Origin of the sequence: Streptomyces sp. NPDC051310, from assembly GCF_044455245.1 — a bacterium.
Classification (GTDB): domain Bacteria; phylum Actinomycetota; class Actinomycetes; order Streptomycetales; family Streptomycetaceae; genus Streptomyces.
Genome location: NZ_JBITEO010000027.1, coordinates 82707 through 101768, shown reverse-complemented (window position 1 = coordinate 101768; position 19062 = coordinate 82707). Strand labels below are relative to the sequence as shown.

The window sequence follows — 19062 nt, the reverse complement described above, 5'->3', positions numbered from 1 at the left end:
TCCGTCGCCGTACCGAAGCCGGCGTACTGCCGCATCGTCCACGGCCGGCCCGTGTACATCGACGGGTACACACCCCGCGTGAAGGGATACGAACCGGGCTCACCGAGTTTCTCGGCGGGGCTCCAGCCCTCGAGCGCATCCGGTCCGTACACCGGCTCGATGGGCAGTCCCGACTCCGACTCGCGCGCCATGTGCTGTGCCTTCCGATAGACCCTACTCGCAGGTACCGACCCTCGCGACGGACTGTAGCGGTGGGCGTGCGGCCGGTGGAGGGGCGCACGCTGGGACCTTCCTCACAGCATCCTCCGCGGTGCGCAACCAAGCACGCCCGTGATGCATCCCCTAGGTACACGAAGTCGATACCGGGGGGCTCTCCATGCACCGTACGTCCGTCATACGCAGAGTGGTGCCGGCCATGGCCGCCGTCGCGCTGGCCGCCACCGGCTGCACGGCCCAGGCCGTGGGCGCCGGCGCGCCGTCCGCACCGCCGGCCACGGCCGGAACGCCGTCGCCCGCGACGGACGGCACGGAGCCCTCCGGGACACCGTCGTCCCAGCCGTCCTCGCAGCCGTCGCCGACCGGGTCCCCGGCCGCCTCCGCCTCCCCGGGGAAGAAGGCGCTGATGGCCGAAGGCACCGAGAACGAGCAGGTCCGTGAGCTCCAGGCGCGTCTGCGCCAGGGCGGGCACTTCCACCGCAGCCCCACCTCCTTCTACGGCTCGATGACCGCGAAGGCCGTCTCGTCCTTCCAGCGCACGCAGAGCCTGCCGGTCACCGGCACGGTCGACGAGGCCACCTGGCGCTCGCTGGTCGGCGCCACGCGCACGCCGACCGCCGACGAACTGCGCCCGCCGACCACCAACGAGCTGGACGCGCCGGACGCGCGCTGCATGACCGGACGGGTGCTCTGCATCAGCAAGGAGAGCCGGACCCTGGCGTGGATGATCGACGGCAAGGTCGTCTCGGCGATGGACGTCCGCTTCGGCTCGGTCAACACCCCGACGCGCGAGGGCATCTTCAAGGTCGACCGCAAGGAGCGGACCTGGAAGTCGACCCTGTACCACTCGGACATGCCGTACTCGATGTTCTTCAGCCGCGGCCAGGCGGTGCACTACTCCTCGGACTTCGCGGCGCGCGGCTACAACGGCGGTTCGCACGGCTGCGTCAACGTCCGGGACAAGGGGAAGCTCGCGGCGCTCTTCGACCAGGTGAAGGTCGGCGACAAGGTCGTCGTCCACTGGTAGGCGCTCGGCGGCGGAGAGAGGGCGCGGGCGGGACCGGGGGAACGTGCCCCGCCCGCGCCATATGCGCTGAGCCGTAGGTACGGGGGGAACCCCGGCTCTTGCAGCGCTGCCGATGACCAGTCGGCTCACTCAGTACTGCGTCACGGGGCCGAAAAACGTCACACCCCGCGGGAAGTTTTTTCTGAGCGCATCAAAAGCGCAGGTCAGACGGCCTGTCGGGGCTGCGGTGAGGCTGTGTCCACCGGGGCTCCCGCGGCGGCCGGGGCGGGAGCGGCGGGCACGACCGGGCTCCCGGGCAGGGGCGCGGCGGCGGGCGCGGCGTGCGTGCGGCCCTTGCCGCCGCCTCCCCCGGCACCGCCCTTGCCGGTGCCCGGGCCGGTGCCCTTGCCGGTTCCGCCGCCGGTGCCGCCCGGCTTGCTTCCGTGGTGGCCTCGGTCGCTGTCGTCACCGGCCCCGCCCGAGGCGTCGCCGTCCTCACCACCGGAGCCACCGGAGTCACCGGAGTCACCCGAGCCGCCGGAGCCGCCCGTTCGGCCCGTGCTGCCGCCCGACAGCGCACCCCCGCTGCGCGTTCCCGCGGTGAGCAGCTTGTCGCAGAAGGCGGTGAGGGAGTCCCCCTTGGCCGACAGCTCCAGATGGCGCCGCCCGTCGGTGCCGAGCCGGCCCTCGCGGTGGTCGCGGCAGGCCTGCGCGGTCCGGGCGTACCAGCTCCCGGCGCCGGTTCCGGCGTCCGCGCCGCCGCTGCCACCGGTGTCGGCGCCGGTCCCGCCGGTCCCGCCGGAAACGTTGTCGTCGCCCTGCCCGGGCCCGTCCGGCGCCGTCGATCCGGGGGCCGGCGGCGTGGGCGACGCCGCTCCGGTGGGTGGCAGGCTCCCCGGACCGGACGGAGCGCCGGGGCCGTCCGGTTCCGTGCCGCCCGTCGGCTCGCCGGAGCGCAGCGGCCCGGGAGCGACCGGGGAGGAGGACGAGGCGGGCAGCGGGCGCTGGTCCCCCAGGACGGGCAGCACGCCGGTGCTGGCGGCGACCGCCACTCCGCCCGCGGCGAGGCCGGCGACCGAGGCGGCAAGGCCCCAGCGGACGGGGCGCGCCCAGCGGCCGCGCACCTGCTTGCGGGGCCGCCCGGACCGGAGCCGTACGGCCCCGAGGTCCGCGCCCGAGGTGCCGGCGGAGGAGGCCCCGGCGGCCCGCGCCCGCGACATCTCCTTGGCCTCACGGGCCTCACGGAATGCGGCGAGCGCCGCTTCCTCGCCGGGCACCGGTGAGGTGGCCGGCATCTCGGCCCGTACCGCTTCCAGCGCTTCGGTCAGTCTGCGGGCCTGTTCGCGCGCGTGATCGTCGACAGGGTCGACCGGTTCGCCACGCAGCAGTCGCTCCGCCGCATCCTGGTCGAGCCACTCGTCCCGCTCGTCGGCCATCACATGTCCTTCTGCGTCCGCGAACGCCAATGCGTCACACCCGTTCGCGCCACGGAACTCCTGCGGGGCCCGGGTTGTGGCGGTACGGCACCCAGGGGTTCACCGGGTCCGCCGGCACCCGCCGGGGGGACTTCCGGACCCAGCAGTTCCGCGAGCCGCTTGAGTCCCCGGTGCGCCGCGGTGCGTACGGCACCGGGCCGTTTGCCGAGCGTCTTCGCGGCGGTCTTGGCGTCCAGGCCGACGACGACGCGCAGGATGACGGCCTCTGCCTGGTCCTGCGGGAGCTGGGAGATCAGGTCCATCGTGCGGCCCGTGGCCAGGGCTTCCATCGCCTCGTCCGCGGTATCGGACTCGGCCGGCTTGTCGGTGAGCTCCGTCTCGTCCCCGCCGACGGCGGGGCGCCTGCCCCGCATGCGGAGGTGGTCGAGCGCGCGGTTGCGCGCGATGCGCGCCGCCCAGCCGCGGAAGCGGTCGGCGTCCCCGCTGAACCGGTCGAGGTCGCGCGCTATCTGCAACCAGGACTCGGACGCCACGTCCTCCGCGTCCGCGTCCCCCACCAGCGTGCGTATGTAGCCGAGCAACCGCGGATGCACGGCGCGGTACACAGTCCGGAAGGCGTCCTCGTCCCCGTCCTGCGCCGCGAGCACCGCGGCGGTCAGCTCCGCGTCGTCCCCCAGCACTCCCACAACCTGTTCGTCATCGCGGCTGGTCACCATCGCCGCTCCGCCCAGCGCGCAGCAGCACGCTACGTGGTCCCGCGGCTTTACGTCCATGTCTTGTACAACTTGCAACATTCCGCTGACGGAGCGGGGTGTGACAGAAAACGCACGCGCGGCGCTGATAGGAGTACGGGGCCGTACCGCGGACCCGTGGACGGCGACCGGGGCCTCTCCTGTGGGGGGTGGCGGCCCCGGTCGTCCTCCTGAGACCACGGTCGCCCCTCCCGGTCGTCCTTCTGAGACCACGGTCGTCCTTCCCGGTCCTGAGATCACGATCGCCCCTCCCGGCCGGCCGGCTGTCCGCCGGTGTCACCGCGGCCGCCGTCGTCGCCCTTCCCGCCTCCGCCGTCCGGTCCGGTGCCTCCGGCGTCCGCTCCGGTCCCCGCGGTGGTACCACCGGTTCCGGTACCGCTGTTCCCCGTGCCGGACTCGCCACCCGCGCCGCCGTTCCCGGCCTTTCTGGCGGGCTTGGGCCGGGCGCCTTCGCCCCCGCCGTCCCCCGCGCCGTCGTTCCCGGACCCGTCCCCGGTCTTCTCCCGGCCGGGTTCGCCGGCCTCCGGCTTCCCCGGCCGGGCGGTGGGCGCCGGCCCGGACGGCCGCCCGCCGTCCGTGAGCGGGGTGCCGGGCGTCGCGGCCGGGGTGGAGGCCGGCGGTGTCCCGGGCACCGCGCCGCCGCCGTCACCGCCGCCGAACGGCGAGCCGATCGCCCCGGTCTGCCCGGCCACCGCGACCCCGCCCAGCAGCACCGTCGCCGCCAGCCCCAGGGCGGTCGCCCGCGCCGACCGGCGGCGCCGCTGCTCGCGGCCCGGCCGCCAGTCGTCGCGCCGCCGGGTCCTGCCTCCCGCGTGGGCGCCCGCGTCGCGCGCCGCGCGGAACGCCGCCAGCGCGCGCTCCTCGCCCCGCGGGTCGACGGCACCGTCGCCCCGCACGGCGGCCGCCAGCAGTGCCGCCGCCGGCCCGCGCGGTTCGTCCGTATCCCGACTCATGGTGTTGCTCCGCCCTGCGCCAGTCGCCCGGCGAGTTTCTTCAGACCTCGGTACGCGGCGGTGCGCACCGCTCCCTGCCGCTTGCCCAGGACCCGCGCGGTCGCGGGTCCGTCCAGCCCCACGACGACCCGCAGCAGCACCGCCTCGGCCTGCTCGCGCGGCAGCCCGCGGATCAGTTCGAGCGCCTGCTCGGTCGACAGGGACTCCAGCGCCGCGGCGGCCGTGTCCTGGCCGCCGGGCACCTCCAGTACGTCCTGCTCGATGAGGGTGGTGCGGGGTGCGCGCCTCTGCTTGCGCAGGTGGTCCAGCGCCCGGTGCCGGGCGATGGTCGCCGTCCAGCCGCGGAAACCGGCCCCGTCGCCCCGGAACCGCCCGAGGTCGCGGGCGATCTCCAGCCAGGCGTCGGCGGCCACGTCCTCGGCGTCGTCACCGACGAGCCCGCGCACGTACCCGAGCAGCCCGGGATGGACCAGCCGGTACGCGCGCGCGAACGCCTGCTCGTCGCCCTGCTGGGCGCACTCCACGGCAGCGCCGAGTTCCGCGTCGTACGCCCCCACACTTCCCTCTTCGTGCCGGCTGCTTCCCCCTTCCTAGCTCTGCGTCCGGGCGCCCCGAAGTGTCACTGCGGCCACCTTGCGCCCCGCCCGGCCGTGCAGCAGCAGGTAGAACCGCTGCACCGACTCCTCCGGTCCGGCCTCGAAGCGGTTCGCCACCTTGCCCAGCGGGTTCCAGGCCCGCCCGTCGGGCATCCGGATGCCCACCGGCTGCCCGGACCAGGCGCGCTGCTCCTCGTCGAAGTCGATCCAGCGCGCCCCCGCGCGCCGCACGATGACCTCCCCGGTGTACGCGCCGAGCCCGCGCAGAATCGTTTCGACCCGGGCTCTGTCCGGCTGCTCGCGGCGCAGCCCGTCGACCACGAGGTCGACCAGCCGCAGGCTGGCCACCGTGTAGTCGAGCGGCAGCCGGTTCCGCTCGGTGAGCGCCGCCACGAACCGGGCCACCCAGGGGCGCAGGTCCCGCGCCCCGGGCAGTGTGCTGAAGTCATCCCCATCCATGTGAAACCAAGCGACGCGCGAGCCGGCAGTGTCACGTGGGACGGGCGTGGCGGTTGTCATAGCGCGACTTCCTCGAACCCGTACAACCCTGCCGGGGTCCGGGTGTCCGGCCCCGCACGGCGGTCGTCCCCGCGCACGGCCCGGGCCCCCCGGGGAGGGTGGGGCCGCACGCCCCGGCGGGCCGGTGCCCGCCGGTCAGCCGCGCCGGTCCGGCCGGTCGTCGTCCCGTACGGGTTCCGCCCACGCGGCGTACCCCAGCACCGGCGCTCCGTCCGCCAGGTCCAGCCGGGCCCTGGGCCCGTAGTGCACGCGGTACGCCAGGCCCTCGACGGTGACGAGCCCGCACTCCGTACCGCCGTCGCGCGGTTCTCGGAAGCCGGTGCTCTCGGTCACCTCCCACCCGGCCGCGCGGGCGAGGTAGAGCCACTCCTGGTACGCCTCTTCGTTCCCGCCCGCGTCCGGTTCGGTATCGCCGACCCTGGCCAGGATCTGCACCGGATCCACACGCCGACCCGTCATCGCCGACCTCCTCGCACGCCGTGACCGACCGGTGGGGAGTCCCCCTACCAGCATGGCGCGGCGCGCCGCCGTCACGCGCTGCGGGCGCGGCGGGAGACGACGGCCCGCAGGACCCGGCGCCCCTCGGCGGTGATGTCCCGGGTCAGCCGCAGGCCGCCCGCGCCGCCGGCCGCCAGCACCTCCAGGACCCGGACCTGGCGGCGCAGCTCGCCGTCGACCAGCGGCCCGGCGCCCTCCGTGCCGCCCGCGCGGTAGCGCTCCGGGGGCCCGGAGGAGCCGGGCTCCAGCCGCTGGTGGAGGGCGAGCGCGGTGAGCGAGCAGGCGTCGGCCCACCGTGCGAGCGGCTCCCGGGCCCAGGCCCGCGGCGCGTCGCGGAGCATCCCGCGGACGAGCGCGCCCTCGTCGTCCGCCGGCTCCCCGTCCCGCGCCACGGTGTCCTGCGCCTCCGCGAGCCGCCCGGTCCAGCCGTCCTCGCCCCGGGCGACCGCCGCCCACAGGGAGCGCAGGACCTCGTCCGCGGGCGCGGGGTCGAGGAGGGGCAGGCAGCGGTCGAGGCAGGCCAGCGCGGAAGCGGCCAGCGCGCGTTCATCGGCGTGCTCGATCAGTTGCAGCAGGCTCTGGCTCATGGGGTCGTCTCCCGTCGCGGACGCGCTCCTTCTCCCTTACTGCGCCGACCGGCGGGATTTCGTCACCCGTGGTGTCCGCGGGATCACCTCGGCGACGCGCACACGCCCGCACCACGGCTCCGTGGCGAAGCGCACCGTGGTGCGGGCGTCCGGGATTGCCGGCCGGCTCACACCCCGGCCGGCGCCACCCGGACCGGACCCCTGAGGGCCTGGGCGTCCTGCATCGCTGTCAGACGGCGCACGAAGAGGGCGGCGAAGAGCGCGGCGACCACGTCGAGGACCGCCGCGACCACCAGCGCGAGGCAGGCCGCCCGCACGGCCGCGGGATCGGCGCCGCCCAGGAACGACCGGGCGGCGACGGCGTCGTCGTACGCGGACCAGGCCAGGTAGTCCACCGCCGAGGCCACGAGCCACAGCAGCCACCACACCTTCACCAGGGTGGGCCGCTCCCCCTTCCCGGGCCGCCGGTACGGGTCGCGCCTGCTCGCGTGCCACGTCTGGTGGGCGATCCGGCACGGGATGACGGCGTTGGCCACCGGGATGAACCACGCGCCGATCGCCCAGCCCGGTCCGCTGCCGAAGTGCTCGGGCGCGAAGACGCCGGCGTTCGCGCGGACCCGGTGGAACCAGATGATGAAGACCACGGCGGTGGCGAGGAAGAGGCACGCCCCGAGGACGGCGACCGCGCTCGTCAGCAGGTCGTCCGCCAGATCGCTCCGGGACGCCGGCCTGCCCTCCCGTGCCCGCTCGCCCATCAGCCGGTACAGCGAGAAGTGGCCGTAGAGCATGGCGCAGTCGACGGCCGACACCGCGCCGAGCAGCACCACCACCGCCTTGCTCAGGCCGACGGGTGAACGCAGCACGGACACGAGGGCCCCCCGGGGTGACGGAACGCGGACGGCCCTCCCCGGGCCGTCATGTACACGGCCAGGCTCGGCCGTACGCGCACCGTACCCCAGGGCCCCTCAGCCCAGCCTGCCCGCGAGCTTGCCGAAGGCATCCCAGGTCAGGGGCGGTCGGTCGGCGTCCCAGAGCTTCTGGGCCGTCGCGCGCAGCGGCATGCGGATGCCGGCCGCCACCTGGTCCTGGGTCTGGGCGTTCGCGCGGTCGCACCAGATCGCGAAGCTGCCGCCGAGGATCTGCGCCGAGTACCGCTGCGGGACCGGCGAGGTGCCGCGGACGACGAGCGGGGTCCACTCCTGGTAGATGCGGCGCCCCGTGGGATACGTGAACCGGTTCGGCTCACCGAGCACGTAATAGAGGTACTCGTCGTTGTAGTTGATCAGCCGGCGGCCCTCCTGGAGGTACTCGACCGGCGGCCGCGCGCCGATCTCCCGGCCCGTCCAGTACGCGACGTCGACGTCCTTGGCGGGGGTGACCACACCGCCGCGGAAGAAGCCGTCGTTCCACGCGCGCATCCGCTTGCCGGTCGGCCGCACCACCGCCGCCCGGCCGTTGAGCCAGCCGGTGGCGAGGTCCTGCACGCGCGCCCGGGGGCCGTACGCGCGGCGCGCCGCCGCCGCCAGGCCCGGGTACGTCGCCTCCGGGTCGCGCGACATCAGCGCCACGTACTCGTCGGCGCCCAGGTGCCAGTAGGCGCCCGGGAACAGCGCCGCGTACTCGCGCAGCAGGTCGTCGACGATCCGGGCGGCGGCCGGGTTCGCGATGTCCACCGCGCCGCGCGGGGCTGAGCCGCCGGCGCTGCGCAGCTGGAGGTCCGGGTGGGCGGCGATCACCGCGCCCAGGTGCCCGGGCGAGTCGATCTCGGGGACGACCTCGATGTGCAGGCTTCGGGCCAGGGCCACGATGCGCCGCACCTCGGCCTTGGTGAGGTGCTCGCGCGCCACCACCTCGGGGTGGGAGGTGGACTCGATGCGGAAGGCCTGGTCGTCGGAGAAGTGCAGCCCCAGCTGGTTCAGCTTGAGGTCGGCCATCTCGCGCAGCCGCGCCTCGATCCACCCGGCGGTGAAGTGCTTGCGGGCGATGTCGACCATGAGGCCGCGCTGCGGCCGGGCCGGCCGGTCGCGGATGACCCCTTCGGGCACGATCCCGCCGGAACGCAGCGCCTGTTTCAGGGTCCGGGTGCCGTAGAAGACCCCCGCCTCGTCGGGCCCGGAGATCCGCACCCGCCCGTCGCGGGCGACCAGGGTGTACGACTCGGCGCCGCCGCTCTGCCCGGTCCGCAGCGCCAGCTCGACGTCGCCGGGGCGGGCGGCGCTCTCCCCGCGGTAGCCGGCCTTCAGCTCGCGGGCCAGGAGACGGGCCTCGTCGGCCAGGACACCGCTGCCCTTGGCGAGGACGACCGCGCTGCCGGTGCCGGGCTTCCAGCCGGGGCCGCGTCCGGGTTCGTGCTCGCGCACGGAGGGGATGGTGCGCGGCTCGGAGGAGAGCGGGTAGCTCCGGGTCGGGGTGGGCGCCGGGGACGGTGTCCGGGGCTGTGCGGGGGCGGTGGTGCCGGGCTGGGCCCGGCTCGCGCCCGCGGTGGCGGTACCGCGCCCGTCACCGTCCGTACACCCCGCGGCGACGAGGGACACCGCCACCGCCGCGACCAGCCCCGCCGTCGAACGCCTTGTATGCCGTATCACGCCGCTCACGCGACCACCTCCGTCGCCATCCGTCCAGCACCCCGTCCATGACCTGTACGGAAACTCTCCCGTCCGGGTGAAGTTCCCGCATCTCACGAACAGCTCACGCTCACCCTGTGTAACCTTGTGTCGCTTCCCTCACAGGTTTCCCACACTTTCCCGCTGTCTGTTCGAGGAGCCCACGATGGCCGGCGAACCCACCGCAGGCACCCCGAAACGACCGCCCGCCATACCCGGCACCCGCCTCCTGGCGCGCGCCCCCGGGGGGCCCGCCGACGTGCGGGGTGTGCGGGACGCCCGCCCCCGCGACCTGCGCCTGCGCGAGGGCCGCGCCCCGGAAGGGCGCGTCCCCGCGGGGCTGGCCCGGTTCAACACCGCCCCGCGCGACGCGGCCGAGACCGCGCTGCTCGCCTGCTGCGGCAGCCGCCGCTGGGGCCGCCGCCTCGCCGCCCACCGCCCCTACCCCACGCTGGACGCCCTGCTCGCGGCCGCCGACGAGGCGGGCTACGACCTCTCCGCCGCCGACCTGGCCGAGGCGCTGGCCGACGAGGCCCCGCCCGTGCTGCCGCCCGGCACCCCCGCCGCCGCGCACACCGCCCTGGACGCCGCCCACACCGCGTACCGGAGCCGTTTCGGACACGCGTTCGTGATCTGCCTCGACGGATACCGGCGCGAGGAGCACGTCGACCAGGTGCTGTCCGGGATCCGCTGCCGTCTGGGCCACGAGCCGGACGAGGAGCGGGCGGTCTCCGCCGACGAACTGAGGCGCCTCGTCCGGGCGAGATTGTCCCGCCTCGTCACGGATTCCGGGCACTCGGATAGCCCATTCGTGCTCGTTTGATTGCCTGTTTGATCACACTGGCGTACCCCGGGCGAGCGAACCGACAAGTCGTCGCTACGATGACCAGGGCCGGTGGACCGTACCCGGCCGGGCCAGACCGACATCGAAGCCGGCCGGCCCCAATCCCGCTCCCGGAGGGTTTTTCCGTGCCGGCTGGAACGCTGTACCGCGGCCGGGAAGGCATGTGGTCGTGGGTGGCTCATCGAGTCACCGGCGTCCTCATCTTCTTCTTCCTGTTCGTACACGTACTGGACACCGCTCTCGTCCGCGTCTCGCCCGAGGCCTACGACGACGTCGTCGCCACGTACAAGACGCCGCTCGTCGCGCTGCTGGAGTACGGCCTCGTCGCGGCCATCCTCTTCCACGCGCTCAATGGTCTCCGTGTGATCGCCGTGGACTTCTGGTCCAAGGGCCCCCGCTACCAGAAGCAGATGCTCTGGACCGTGATGGCCCTCTGGATCGTGCTGATGGCGGGCGCCATCTACCCCGTCCTCGGCCACGCCGCACGTGAACTGTTCGGGAGCTGACGCCAGACATGTCCACTGACACCACTTCCGCGGTCGGTCCCGTCGAGGGCGTGAGCCTCTACGACGTGGACAACCCCGCCCCGCTCATCGAGCCGCCGCGCAAGCGGACCAAGAAGACCCCGAAGTCGGCCCGCGGCAACTTCGAGATGGCCGCGTGGCTCTTCATGCGCCTGTCCGGCGTCGTCCTCGTCGTCCTGGTCATCGGCCACCTGCTGATCCAGCTCGTGCTGGACGGCGGCGTCTCCAAGATCGGCTTCGCCTTCGTGGCCGGCCGCTGGGCGTCCCCGTTCTGGCAGGTCTGGGACCTGCTGATGCTGTGGCTGGCCATGCTGCACGGCGCGAACGGCCTGCGTACCGTCATCAACGACTACGCCGAGCGCCCGAACACGCGCCTGTGGCTCAAGGGCCTGCTGTACACCGCCACGGTGTTCACCATCCTTCTGGGCACGCTGGTGATCTTCACCTTCGACCCGAACATCCGCTAGGCACGGGGCTGAGGAAATCCGCATGAAGATCCACAAGTACGACACCGTCATCGTCGGCGCCGGCGGCGCGGGCATGCGCGCCGCCATCGAGGCGACGAAGCGCAGCCGTACCGCCGTGCTGACGAAGCTCTACCCCACCCGCTCCCACACGGGCGCCGCGCAGGGCGGCATGGCCGCCGCGCTGGCGAACGTGGAGGAGGACAACTGGGAGTGGCACACCTTCGACACGGTCAAGGGCGGTGACTACCTGGTCGACCAGGACGCCGCCGAGATCCTGGCGAAGGAGGCCATCGACGCCGTCCTCGACCTGGAGAAGATGGGCCTGCCGTTCAACCGGACCCCGGACGGCACCATCGACCAGCGCCGCTTCGGCGGCCACTCCCGCAACCACGGCGAGGCCCCGGTCCGCCGGTCCTGCTACGCCGCGGACCGCACCGGTCACATGATCCTCCAGACGCTGTACCAGAACTGCGTCAAGGAGGGCGTGGAGTTCTTCAACGAGTTCTACGTCCTGGACCAGCTGATCACCGAGGTCGACGGCGTCAAGAGGTCCGCCGGTGTGGTCGCCTACGAGCTGGCCACCGGCGAGATCCACGTCTTCCAGGCGAAGGCCGTGATCTACGCGTCCGGCGGCACCGGCAAGTTCTTCAAGGTGACCTCCAACGCGCACACCCTGACCGGTGACGGCCAGGCCGCCTGCTACCGGCGCGGTCTGCCGCTGGAGGACATGGAGTTCTTCCAGTTCCACCCGACGGGCATCTGGCGCATGGGCATCCTGCTGACGGAGGGCGCCCGCGGTGAGGGCGGCATCCTGCGCAACAAGGACGGCGAGCGCTTCATGGAGAAGTACGCGCCCGTCATGAAGGACCTGGCGTCGCGTGACGTCGTCTCGCGCTCCATCTACACGGAGATCCGCGAGGGCCGCGGCTGCGGTCCCGAGGGCGACCACGTCTACCTGGACCTGACCCACCTGCCGCCGGAGCAGCTGGACGCCAAGCTCCCGGACATCACCGAGTTCGCCCGTACGTACCTCGGCATCGAGCCGTACACGGACCCGATCCCGATCCAGCCCACCGCGCACTACGCCATGGGCGGCATCCCGACCAACGTCCAGGGCGAGGTCCTGGCGGACAACACCACGGTCGTGCCGGGCCTGTACGCCGCCGGCGAGGTGGCCTGCGTGTCGGTGCACGGCGCCAACCGCCTGGGCACCAACTCGCTGCTGGACATCAACGTCTTCGGCAAGCGCGCCGGCATCGCCGCCGCCGAGTACTCGGCGAAGGCCGACTACGTCGAGCTGCCCGAGAACCCGGCCTCCTTCGTCCAGGAGCAGGTCGAGCGCCTGCGCAACTCCACCGGCAGCGAGCGGGTCTCGGTGCTGCGCAAGGAGCTGCAGGAGACGATGGACGCCAACGTGATGGTGTTCCGCACCGAGCAGACGATCAAGACGGCGGTCGAGAAGATCGCGGAGCTGCGCGAGCGGTACAAGAACGTCGCCATCCAGGACAAGGGCAAGCGGTTCAACACCGACCTGCTGGAAGCCATCGAGCTGGGCAACCTGCTCGACCTCGCCGAGGTCATGGCCGTCTCCGCCCTGGCGCGCAAGGAGTCCCGCGGCGGTCACTACCGCGAGGACTACCCCAACCGCGACGACGTCAACTTCATGCGCCACACCATGGCGTACCGCGAGGTCGGCGACGACGGCACCGAGACCGTCCGCCTCGACTACAAGCCGGTCGTCCAGACCCGCTACCAGCCGATGGAGCGTAAGTACTGATGGCTACCCCCGTCATGGACAAGGCCGAGGCGGTGGCCAAGGCCGCCTCGCCGTACATCACGGTCACCTTCCGGATCCGCCGTTTCAACCCCGAGGTCTCCGACGAGGCCCAGTGGCAGGACTTCCGGATCGAGATCGACCCGAAGGAGCGCGTGCTCGACGGTCTCCACAAGATCAAGTGGGACCTCGACGGCTCGCTCACCTTCCGGCGCTCCTGCGCGCACGGCATCTGCGGCTCCGACGCGATGCGGATCAACGGCAAGAACAGGCTCGCCTGCAAGACGCTGATCAAGGACATCAACCCGGAGAAGCCCATCACGATCGAGGCCATCAAGGGCCTGACGGTCCTCAAGGACCTGGTCGTGGACATGGAGCCGTTCTTCCAGGCGTACCGCGACGTGATGCCCTTCCTCATCACCAAGGGCAACGAGCCGACGCGTGAGCGGATCCAGTCGGCCGAGGACCGCGAGCGGTTCGACGACACCACCAAGTGCATCCTGTGCGCCGCGTGCACGTCGTCCTGCCCGGTCTTCTGGAACGACGGCCAGTACTTCGGCCCGGCCGCCATCGTCAACGCGCACCGCTTCATCTTCGACTCGCGCGACGAGGCCGGGGAGCAGCGGCTGGAAATCCTCAACGACAAGGACGGCGTGTGGCGCTGCCGCACCACGTTCAACTGCACGGAGGCGTGCCCGCGCGGCATCGAGATCACCAAGGCGATCCAGGAAGTGAAGCGCGCGCTCATCACGCGTCGCTACTGATCGTCCGACACGCTCCCGGGAAGGCCCGTTTCTGTACGCTCAGCCGTACAGGACGGGCCTTCGCCGATTCCGGCGGGCGGCAACCGAGGACGGGTGAGATGAGCGAGCCGAATCCGTACGCGGACGGGGAGTACACATGGGGTCCGCCGCCTCCGGGGGCCGGGTACGGCTTCCCGGGCGCCGGGTACGGGCAGCCGGGCGCGGTGCCGGGCCACGGCCACCCGCAGCAGTTCCCGGTCGTGCCCGCGGGCGGTCCCCCGCGGGTTCCGCTGCTCTCCCTCGGTGACATCACCGTCCTGCCGGACACCATCGTGACGCCGGCCGGTCCCATGCCGCTCAAGGGCGCGGTGTGGAGCGCCACCGACATGTCGCGCACGGAGGAGCGGATCCCGCAGCACGCGATCGTGCTGGCGGTCGTCTTCGCGGTCTTCTGCCTGCTGGGTCTGCTGTTCCTGCTGATGAAGGAGCGCCACACCGTCGGCTGGATCCAGGTGACGGTGACCAGCGGCGGCCGGCACCACTCCACGCTGATCCCGGCCACCGGCCCCGAGTCCTTCCACGTGGTGATGGGGCAGATCAACTACGCGCGGTCGCTCAGTCTGTGACGGCGTCCTTCGTACCGGTGGTTTGGCCGAACACCGCGTAGACCGATTAGGTGCCTCGGGCATGTAGTGGAGATCGGCGATTCCTTCGCAGACCGATCCCCAGCTTGCGAGGCCACCATGACGGAAGCCGTCGCGTTCCCCCAGGACCGCGCCTGCCCCTACCATCCCCCCACCGGCTACGAGCCGCTGCGCGAGCAGCGGCCGCTCTCCCGCGTCACGCTGTACGACGGCCGCTCGGCGTGGGTCGTCACCGGACACGCGGTCGCGCGGCAGCTCCTGACCGACCAGAGGCTGTCCACCGACTTCACCCACGAGGCGTTCCCCTTCCCCTCCCGGCGGTTCGCCACCGTGCGCCAGCGCCGCAAGCCCGCCCTGCTCGGCTACGACGACCCCGAGCACAACGTCCAGCGGCGGATGCTGATCCCGAGCTTCTCCCTCAAGCGCACGGCCGATCTGCGGCCGCGCATCCAGCAGACGGTGGACGAGCTGCTCGACGCCATGGTCGAGCAGGGGCCGCCGGCCGAACTCGTCTCGGCGTTCGCGCTGCCGGTGCCGTCCATAGTGATCTGCGAGCTCCTCGGCGTGCCGTACGCGGACCACGACTTCTTCGAGGCGCAGTCGCGCCGGATCCTGCGGGGCCCGACGGGCGAGGACGCCGATGACGCCCGCCGGCAGTTGGAGGGCTACCTCGGCGATCTGGTCGACCGCAAACGCGGCAAGCCCGGGACGGGCGTGCTCGACGACCTGGTCGCCCAGCAGCTCGCCCGGGGGGAGCTGGACCGGGACGGGCTCGTACAGCTCGCCACCGTCCTGCTCGTCGCCGGCCACGAGACCACGGCGAACATGATCTCGCTGGGCACCTTCACGCTGCTCCGGCACCCGGAGCGGCTGGCCGAACTGCGGGCGGACCCGTCGCTGATGCCGGCCGCCGTGGAGGAGCTGCTGCGGTTCCTGTCGATCGCGGACGGGATGCTGCGCCTGGCGACCGACGACATCGAGATCGCGGGCGTCACCATCCGGGCGAACGAGGGCGTGGTCTTCTCGACCTCCGTCATCAACCGGGACACGGCCGCGTACGCCGAGCCGGACACGCTCGACTGGCACCGCTCGGCCCGGCACCACGTGGCGTTCGGGTTCGGCATCCACCAGTGCCTGGGGCAGAACCTGGCCCGGGCGGAGATGGAGATCGCGCTGCGGACCCTGTTCGCACGTTTGCCGGGGCTGCGGCTGGCGGCTCCGGCCGAGGAGATCCCCTTCAAACCGGGCGACACGATCCAGGGGATGCTGGAACTCCCCGTGACGTGGTGAGTTGATGTCCGGTATGCGAATCTCCCTCGATCATGACGTCTGCATCGGAGCGGGGCAGTGCGCCCTGACCGCGCCGGGCGTCTTCACCCAGGACGACGACGGCTTCGGGATGCTGGTGCCCGGACGCGAGGACGGCGGCGGCGACCCGCTGGTACGGGAGGCCGCGCGCGGCTGCCCGGTGCGGGCGATCGAGGTCGCCGACTGACGGAGCGCCATCGCCGGGGCGGTCCGGGACCCCGGGGTCCCGGGCCGCCCCTTTCGCATGTCCGCCCCGGGCACCCCGGCCTTGAACACGTTCAAACAGAGGTCTAGAGTCATGGCCAACAGCTTTTGAACGCGTTCAAAGGAGCGTGGGGCATGGACCTCACTGTCATCGCGTATGCCGTCTACCTGCTGATCAGCGTGGCGCTCACCGTCTGGGTCGCCCGGACGCTGAGCCGGAACGGACGGATCTTCCTCGCCGACGTGCTGCACGGCAACGAGAAACTCGCCGACGCCGTCAACCACCTGCTGGTGGTCGGCTTCTACCTGGTCAACCTCGGCTTCGTCGCCCTGTACCTGGGCCAGGACGAGGCCGTGCGCGACGCCCGGGAGCTCTTCGAGGCGCTGTCGGTGAAGCTCGGGGTCGTCCTGCTGGTGCTGGGCGTGCTGCACCTGGCCAACGTGTACGTGCTCAACAGGATCCGGCGGCGCGGGGCCATGGAACGCGAGCAGGTGCCGCCGGTGCCGCCGCAGGGGTGGACCGGACAGGGCCACCACGGCCCCTGGGCCGCGCCCGTGACGGGCGCGTGAGCCGGCCGTGCGCTCCCCGGGGCCGCGTACGCCCGTGAAGCGGCTGACCGTGCTGTACGACGCGCGGTGCCCGCTCTGCGTCCACCTGCGGCACTGGCTGATGCGGCAGCCCCGGCTGGTCCCGCTGGACCTCGTGCCCGCGGCCTCGGAGGAGGCCCGGCGCCGGTTCCCCGCGCTGGACCACCGGGCCACGCTGGAGGAGATCACCGTCATCGGCGACGCCGGCCAGGTCTACCGCTCCACCGCGGCCTGGATCGTCTGCCTGTGGGCGCTCGCCGAGCACCGGCCCAAGGCCCACTGGCTCGCCTCCCCGGCCGGTCTGCCCTTCGCCCGGGTCACGGTCCTCGCGGCCGCCAGGTGGCGGGAGGCGACGGGGGCGGGGGCGCCGGACCCGGACTGCCGGGACGGGCGGTGCGAGGTGCCGGCCGGGGCGCCCGGGGCGCCCGGCTAGGCTCGGACACCGTGACGGACGAGAAGGACGAGCAGGACCAGGGGGACGAGGCCGACGTGACGGCAAGGACGCCGAGGAAGGCGAAGGCGGCCGGGACCGCACCGGCCACCGGTGACGCGGCGCCGGTGAAGCCGGCCAAGCCCGCGACGGCCGCCGGGGACGGCAGGGGCTCCAAGGCCCCCCGCAGCGAGCAGACCCGCACCCTCATCCTCGAAACCGCGCTCCGGCTGTTCCAGGAGCGCGGTTTCGACCGGACCACGATGCGCGCCATCGCCCAGGAGGCGGGCGTCTCCGTCGGCAACGCGTACTACTACTTCTCCTCCAAGGAGCACCTCGTCCAGGGTTTCTACGACCGGCTGGCCGCCGAGCACGAGGTGGCCGTCCAGCCGGTCCTCACCGGCGACGAGGACCTCGCCGTCCGCATCCGCGACTCCCTGCTGACCTGGCTGGACGTGGCGGAGCCGTACCACCGCTTCGCGACCCAGTTCTTCAAGAACGCCGCCGACCCCGAGAGTCCGCTCAGCCCCTTCTCGGCGGAGTCCGCCGCCGCGCGCGAGGCCGCGATCTCGATCCACCGGCGGGTCCTGTCCGGCTCGGACACCAAGACCGCGCCGGAACTGGCCGAGATGCTGCCCCATCTGATGTGGCTGATGCAGATGGGCCTGGTGCTGTTCTGGGTGTACGACCGGACGGAAGGCACCGAGCGCAGCCGCCGCCTCGTCGAGCGCACCGCCCCCATCGCCGCGCGCGCCATCGCCCTCTCCCGCTTCCGGGTGCTGCGGCCGATGGTGCGCCAGGTGCACGAGGTGCTGGAGGAGTTCCTCCCCGGCCGCCTCTGAGGAAACGGTGTCCGCGCCCCGCGCGCCCGGCGCCCGGCGCCCTCTACGCGCTCTTCGCCGCGAGCTCGACGACCGTGATGTCCGAGGGCGCGCCCACCCGGACGGGCGGGCCCCACGCGCCGGCGCCGCGCGACACGTAGAGCTGGGTGTCCCCGTACCGCTCCAGGCCGGCGACGGTGGGGTTGGCGAGGTCGGCGAGGAAGTTCCCGGGCCAGAGCTGCCCGCCGTGGGTGTGGCCGGACAGCTGGAGGTCCACCCCGTGGCGCACCGCGTCGTGGATGACGACCGGCTGGTGGGCGAGGAGCACGGCGGCCCGGCTGCGGTCCCGGTCGCCGAGGGCGGCCGCGAAGTCCGGGCCGTCGCCGTGGGCGGCGCCCGCGACGTCGTTGACCCCGGCGAGGTCGAAGCCGGACAGCTCGACGCGCTCGTTGGGCAGCGGGCGCAGGCCCAGCTCGCGGACGTGGTCCACCCACTGCTCGGCGCCGGAGAAGTACTCGTGGTTGCCGGTCACGAAGAAGGCGCCGTCGCGGGCGCGCAGCCGGGCGAGCGGCTCGGCGGCCGGGCCCAGGTCCTCGACGCTGCCGTCGACCATGTCCCCGACGACCGCGACGAGGTCGGGCTGGGTGGCGTTGATCGTGTCGACGATCCGCTGCGTGTGGGCGCGTCCGAGGATGGGGCCCAGGTGGATGTCGCTCACCACCGCGATCCGGTATCCGTGGACGCGCCGCCCGAGCTTGGCGAGCGGCACCGTCACCCGCTTGACGCGCGGGCCGCGCAGGACGCCGTAGGTGCCGTACCCCACGGTGGCGAGGGCGGCACCGGCCGCCGCGCCGCCGACGACCCGCGCGACGAAGAGCCGTCTGCCGAGATCCGCGTCCCGCGCCGCCGGCACCGGAGCCGGGCCGGCGGCCGGAGCAGCGGCAGCGGTCCCGTCGGCCGGTCCGCCGGCGGCGGGACCCTCGGGCGGCGCCGGGGCCGCGGACGCGGGCGGCACCGTCGCCGGCTGCGGCGACGCCACGGCGGCCCGGTCCCGGGGGGGGGGGGGGGGGGGGGGGGGGGGGGGGGGGGGGGGGGGGGCGGGGGGGCCGGCGGCCGCCCCCCCGCCGCGCCCGCCCCCCCCCCGCGCGCGCCCCCCCGCCCGCCGCCCCCCCCCCCCCCCCCCCCCCCCCCCCCCCCGCCCCCCCCCGCGCCCGCCCCCCCCCCCCCCCCCGCCGCTCCAGCCGGCGCCGCAGCAGCGGGCGCACGGCCTCCCCCACCAGCAGCGCCAGCACCACGTACAGCAGGACCGCCAGCCACAGGAACCCGGGCCAGGCCAGCACGCTCTGGAGCCAGAAGGGCGCGCCCGCCCGGCCCGCGGTCAGCGCGCCGAGCGAGAGCAGCGGCAGCACGACCGCGGCCGCGGTGCCCGCCCGGCGGGCCGGGCTCGCGGGCACGGTCACATCGCGCACCAGGCGCCGCCACACGTACCAGTGGACGACTCCCAGCAGCCCCAGGATCACGACGAGCAGCAGCAGGACGAGCACGACCG

The 19062-nt window shown here is 73.4% G+C and carries 22 protein-coding genes and 1 pseudogene; 12 read left to right on the top strand and 11 right to left on the bottom strand.

From position 1 onward, the window contains the following. Positions 1-191, bottom strand: a 191-nt coding sequence (locus ACIA79_RS29715) for a methylmalonyl-CoA mutase family protein (RefSeq protein WP_399431469.1), incomplete at its 3' end; no start/stop codon positions are given. A gap of 185 nt (positions 192-376) precedes the next feature. Here ACIA79_RS29715 and ACIA79_RS29710 point away from each other — a divergent pair. After that, complete coding sequence (locus tag ACIA79_RS29710; RefSeq protein ID WP_399431468.1) at positions 377-1243, top strand: L,D-transpeptidase family protein; 867 nt, start codon at positions 377-379, stop codon at positions 1241-1243. A gap of 203 nt (positions 1244-1446) precedes the next feature. Here ACIA79_RS29710 and ACIA79_RS29705 read toward each other — a convergent pair whose 3' ends face one another. The 9 genes from ACIA79_RS29705 to ACIA79_RS29665 all read right to left on the bottom strand — a co-directional run bounded on the left by ACIA79_RS29705 (position 1447) and on the right by ACIA79_RS29665 (position 9148). Continuing rightward, positions 1447-2658 carry a hypothetical protein gene (locus ACIA79_RS29705; RefSeq protein WP_399431467.1) on the bottom strand — a complete coding sequence of 404 codons (1212 nt, stop codon included), beginning with the start codon at positions 2656-2658 and terminating at the stop codon, positions 1447-1449. Next, the gene (locus ACIA79_RS29700; protein WP_399431476.1) at positions 2658-3338 is read right to left on the bottom strand and encodes an RNA polymerase sigma factor; all 681 of its coding nucleotides are present in this window, start codon (positions 3336-3338) and stop codon (positions 2658-2660) included. The genes ACIA79_RS29705 and ACIA79_RS29700 overlap by 1 nt, the downstream gene beginning before the upstream one ends. Positions 3339-3646: 308 nt before the next feature. Continuing rightward, the gene (locus ACIA79_RS29695; RefSeq protein ID WP_399431466.1) at positions 3647-4363 is read right to left on the bottom strand and encodes a hypothetical protein; all 717 of its coding nucleotides are present in this window, start codon (positions 4361-4363) and stop codon (positions 3647-3649) included. After that, a complete protein-coding gene (locus ACIA79_RS29690; protein WP_399431465.1) occupies positions 4360-4920 on the bottom strand; it encodes an RNA polymerase sigma factor in 561 nt (186 codons plus the stop codon). The genes ACIA79_RS29695 and ACIA79_RS29690 overlap by 4 nt, the downstream gene beginning before the upstream one ends. A 33-nt stretch (positions 4921-4953) precedes the next feature. Continuing rightward, positions 4954-5418 carry a hypothetical protein gene (locus ACIA79_RS29685; RefSeq protein ID WP_399431464.1) on the bottom strand — a complete coding sequence of 155 codons (465 nt, stop codon included), beginning with the start codon at positions 5416-5418 and terminating at the stop codon, positions 4954-4956. A 195-nt stretch (positions 5419-5613) separates the two neighbouring features. Continuing rightward, complete coding sequence (locus ACIA79_RS29680; protein ID WP_399431463.1) at positions 5614-5937, bottom strand: hypothetical protein; 324 nt, start codon at positions 5935-5937, stop codon at positions 5614-5616. Between the two features lie 71 nt (positions 5938-6008). Further along, positions 6009-6563, bottom strand: coding sequence for a hypothetical protein (locus ACIA79_RS29675; protein ID WP_399431462.1), 555 nt, complete (start codon positions 6561-6563; stop codon positions 6009-6011). 167 nt (positions 6564-6730) lie between these two features. Further along, positions 6731-7426, bottom strand: a complete 696-nt coding sequence (locus ACIA79_RS29670; RefSeq protein ID WP_399431461.1) for a DUF4328 domain-containing protein — start codon at positions 7424-7426, stop codon at positions 6731-6733. A 102-nt stretch (positions 7427-7528) separates the two neighbouring features. Continuing rightward, complete coding sequence (locus ACIA79_RS29665; RefSeq protein WP_399431475.1) at positions 7529-9148, bottom strand: glycoside hydrolase family 20 protein; 1620 nt, start codon at positions 9146-9148, stop codon at positions 7529-7531. Between the two features lie 184 nt (positions 9149-9332). Here ACIA79_RS29665 and ACIA79_RS29660 point away from each other — a divergent pair, with 184 nt between their 5' ends. From ACIA79_RS29660 to ACIA79_RS29610, 11 genes are all read left to right on the top strand, one after another. Next, positions 9333-9989 carry a 2-oxo-4-hydroxy-4-carboxy-5-ureidoimidazoline decarboxylase gene (locus ACIA79_RS29660; protein WP_399431460.1) on the top strand — a complete coding sequence of 219 codons (657 nt, stop codon included), beginning with the start codon at positions 9333-9335 and terminating at the stop codon, positions 9987-9989. Positions 9990-10135: 146 nt separating this feature from the next. Then, entirely contained in the window at positions 10136-10516 is a 381-nt protein-coding gene (gene sdhC / locus ACIA79_RS29655) for a succinate dehydrogenase, cytochrome b556 subunit (RefSeq protein WP_031068093.1), read from the top strand. An 8-nt stretch (positions 10517-10524) separates the two neighbouring features. Continuing rightward, positions 10525-11001 (top strand): succinate dehydrogenase hydrophobic membrane anchor subunit, encoded by a 477-nt coding sequence (locus tag ACIA79_RS29650; RefSeq protein ID WP_399431459.1) that lies wholly within the window; start codon positions 10525-10527, stop codon positions 10999-11001. Between the two features lie 22 nt (positions 11002-11023). Beyond that, complete coding sequence (sdhA, locus tag ACIA79_RS29645; protein ID WP_399431458.1) at positions 11024-12778, top strand: succinate dehydrogenase flavoprotein subunit; 1755 nt, start codon at positions 11024-11026, stop codon at positions 12776-12778. Beyond that, the gene (locus ACIA79_RS29640; RefSeq protein WP_031068099.1) at positions 12778-13539 is read left to right on the top strand and encodes a succinate dehydrogenase iron-sulfur subunit; all 762 of its coding nucleotides are present in this window, start codon (positions 12778-12780) and stop codon (positions 13537-13539) included. The genes sdhA and ACIA79_RS29640 overlap by 1 nt, the downstream gene beginning before the upstream one ends. A gap of 98 nt (positions 13540-13637) precedes the next feature. After that, the gene (locus tag ACIA79_RS29635) at positions 13638-14144 is read left to right on the top strand and encodes a hypothetical protein (protein ID WP_399431457.1); all 507 of its coding nucleotides are present in this window, start codon (positions 13638-13640) and stop codon (positions 14142-14144) included. A gap of 117 nt (positions 14145-14261) precedes the next feature. Then, positions 14262-15452 carry a cytochrome P450 gene (locus ACIA79_RS29630; RefSeq protein ID WP_399431456.1) on the top strand — a complete coding sequence of 397 codons (1191 nt, stop codon included), beginning with the start codon at positions 14262-14264 and terminating at the stop codon, positions 15450-15452. 13 nt (positions 15453-15465) lie between these two features. Then, positions 15466-15657, top strand: coding sequence for a ferredoxin (locus ACIA79_RS29625; RefSeq protein ID WP_399431474.1), 192 nt, complete (start codon positions 15466-15468; stop codon positions 15655-15657). A gap of 152 nt (positions 15658-15809) precedes the next feature. Continuing rightward, positions 15810-16244: a hypothetical protein gene (locus ACIA79_RS29620; protein WP_399431454.1), complete on the top strand. Its 435-nt coding sequence runs from the start codon at positions 15810-15812 to the stop codon at positions 16242-16244. Positions 16245-16278: 34 nt separating this feature from the next. Continuing rightward, positions 16279-16695, top strand: a complete 417-nt coding sequence (locus ACIA79_RS29615) for a thiol-disulfide oxidoreductase DCC family protein (protein WP_399431453.1) — start codon at positions 16279-16281, stop codon at positions 16693-16695. 125 nt (positions 16696-16820) lie between these two features. Then, the gene (locus ACIA79_RS29610) at positions 16821-17534 is read left to right on the top strand and encodes a TetR/AcrR family transcriptional regulator (protein WP_399431473.1); all 714 of its coding nucleotides are present in this window, start codon (positions 16821-16823) and stop codon (positions 17532-17534) included. 43 nt (positions 17535-17577) lie between these two features. Here ACIA79_RS29610 and ACIA79_RS29605 read toward each other — a convergent pair. Further along, positions 17578-19048, bottom strand: a pseudogene (locus tag ACIA79_RS29605) (metallophosphoesterase). Between the last annotated feature and the right edge of the window lie 14 nt (positions 19049-19062).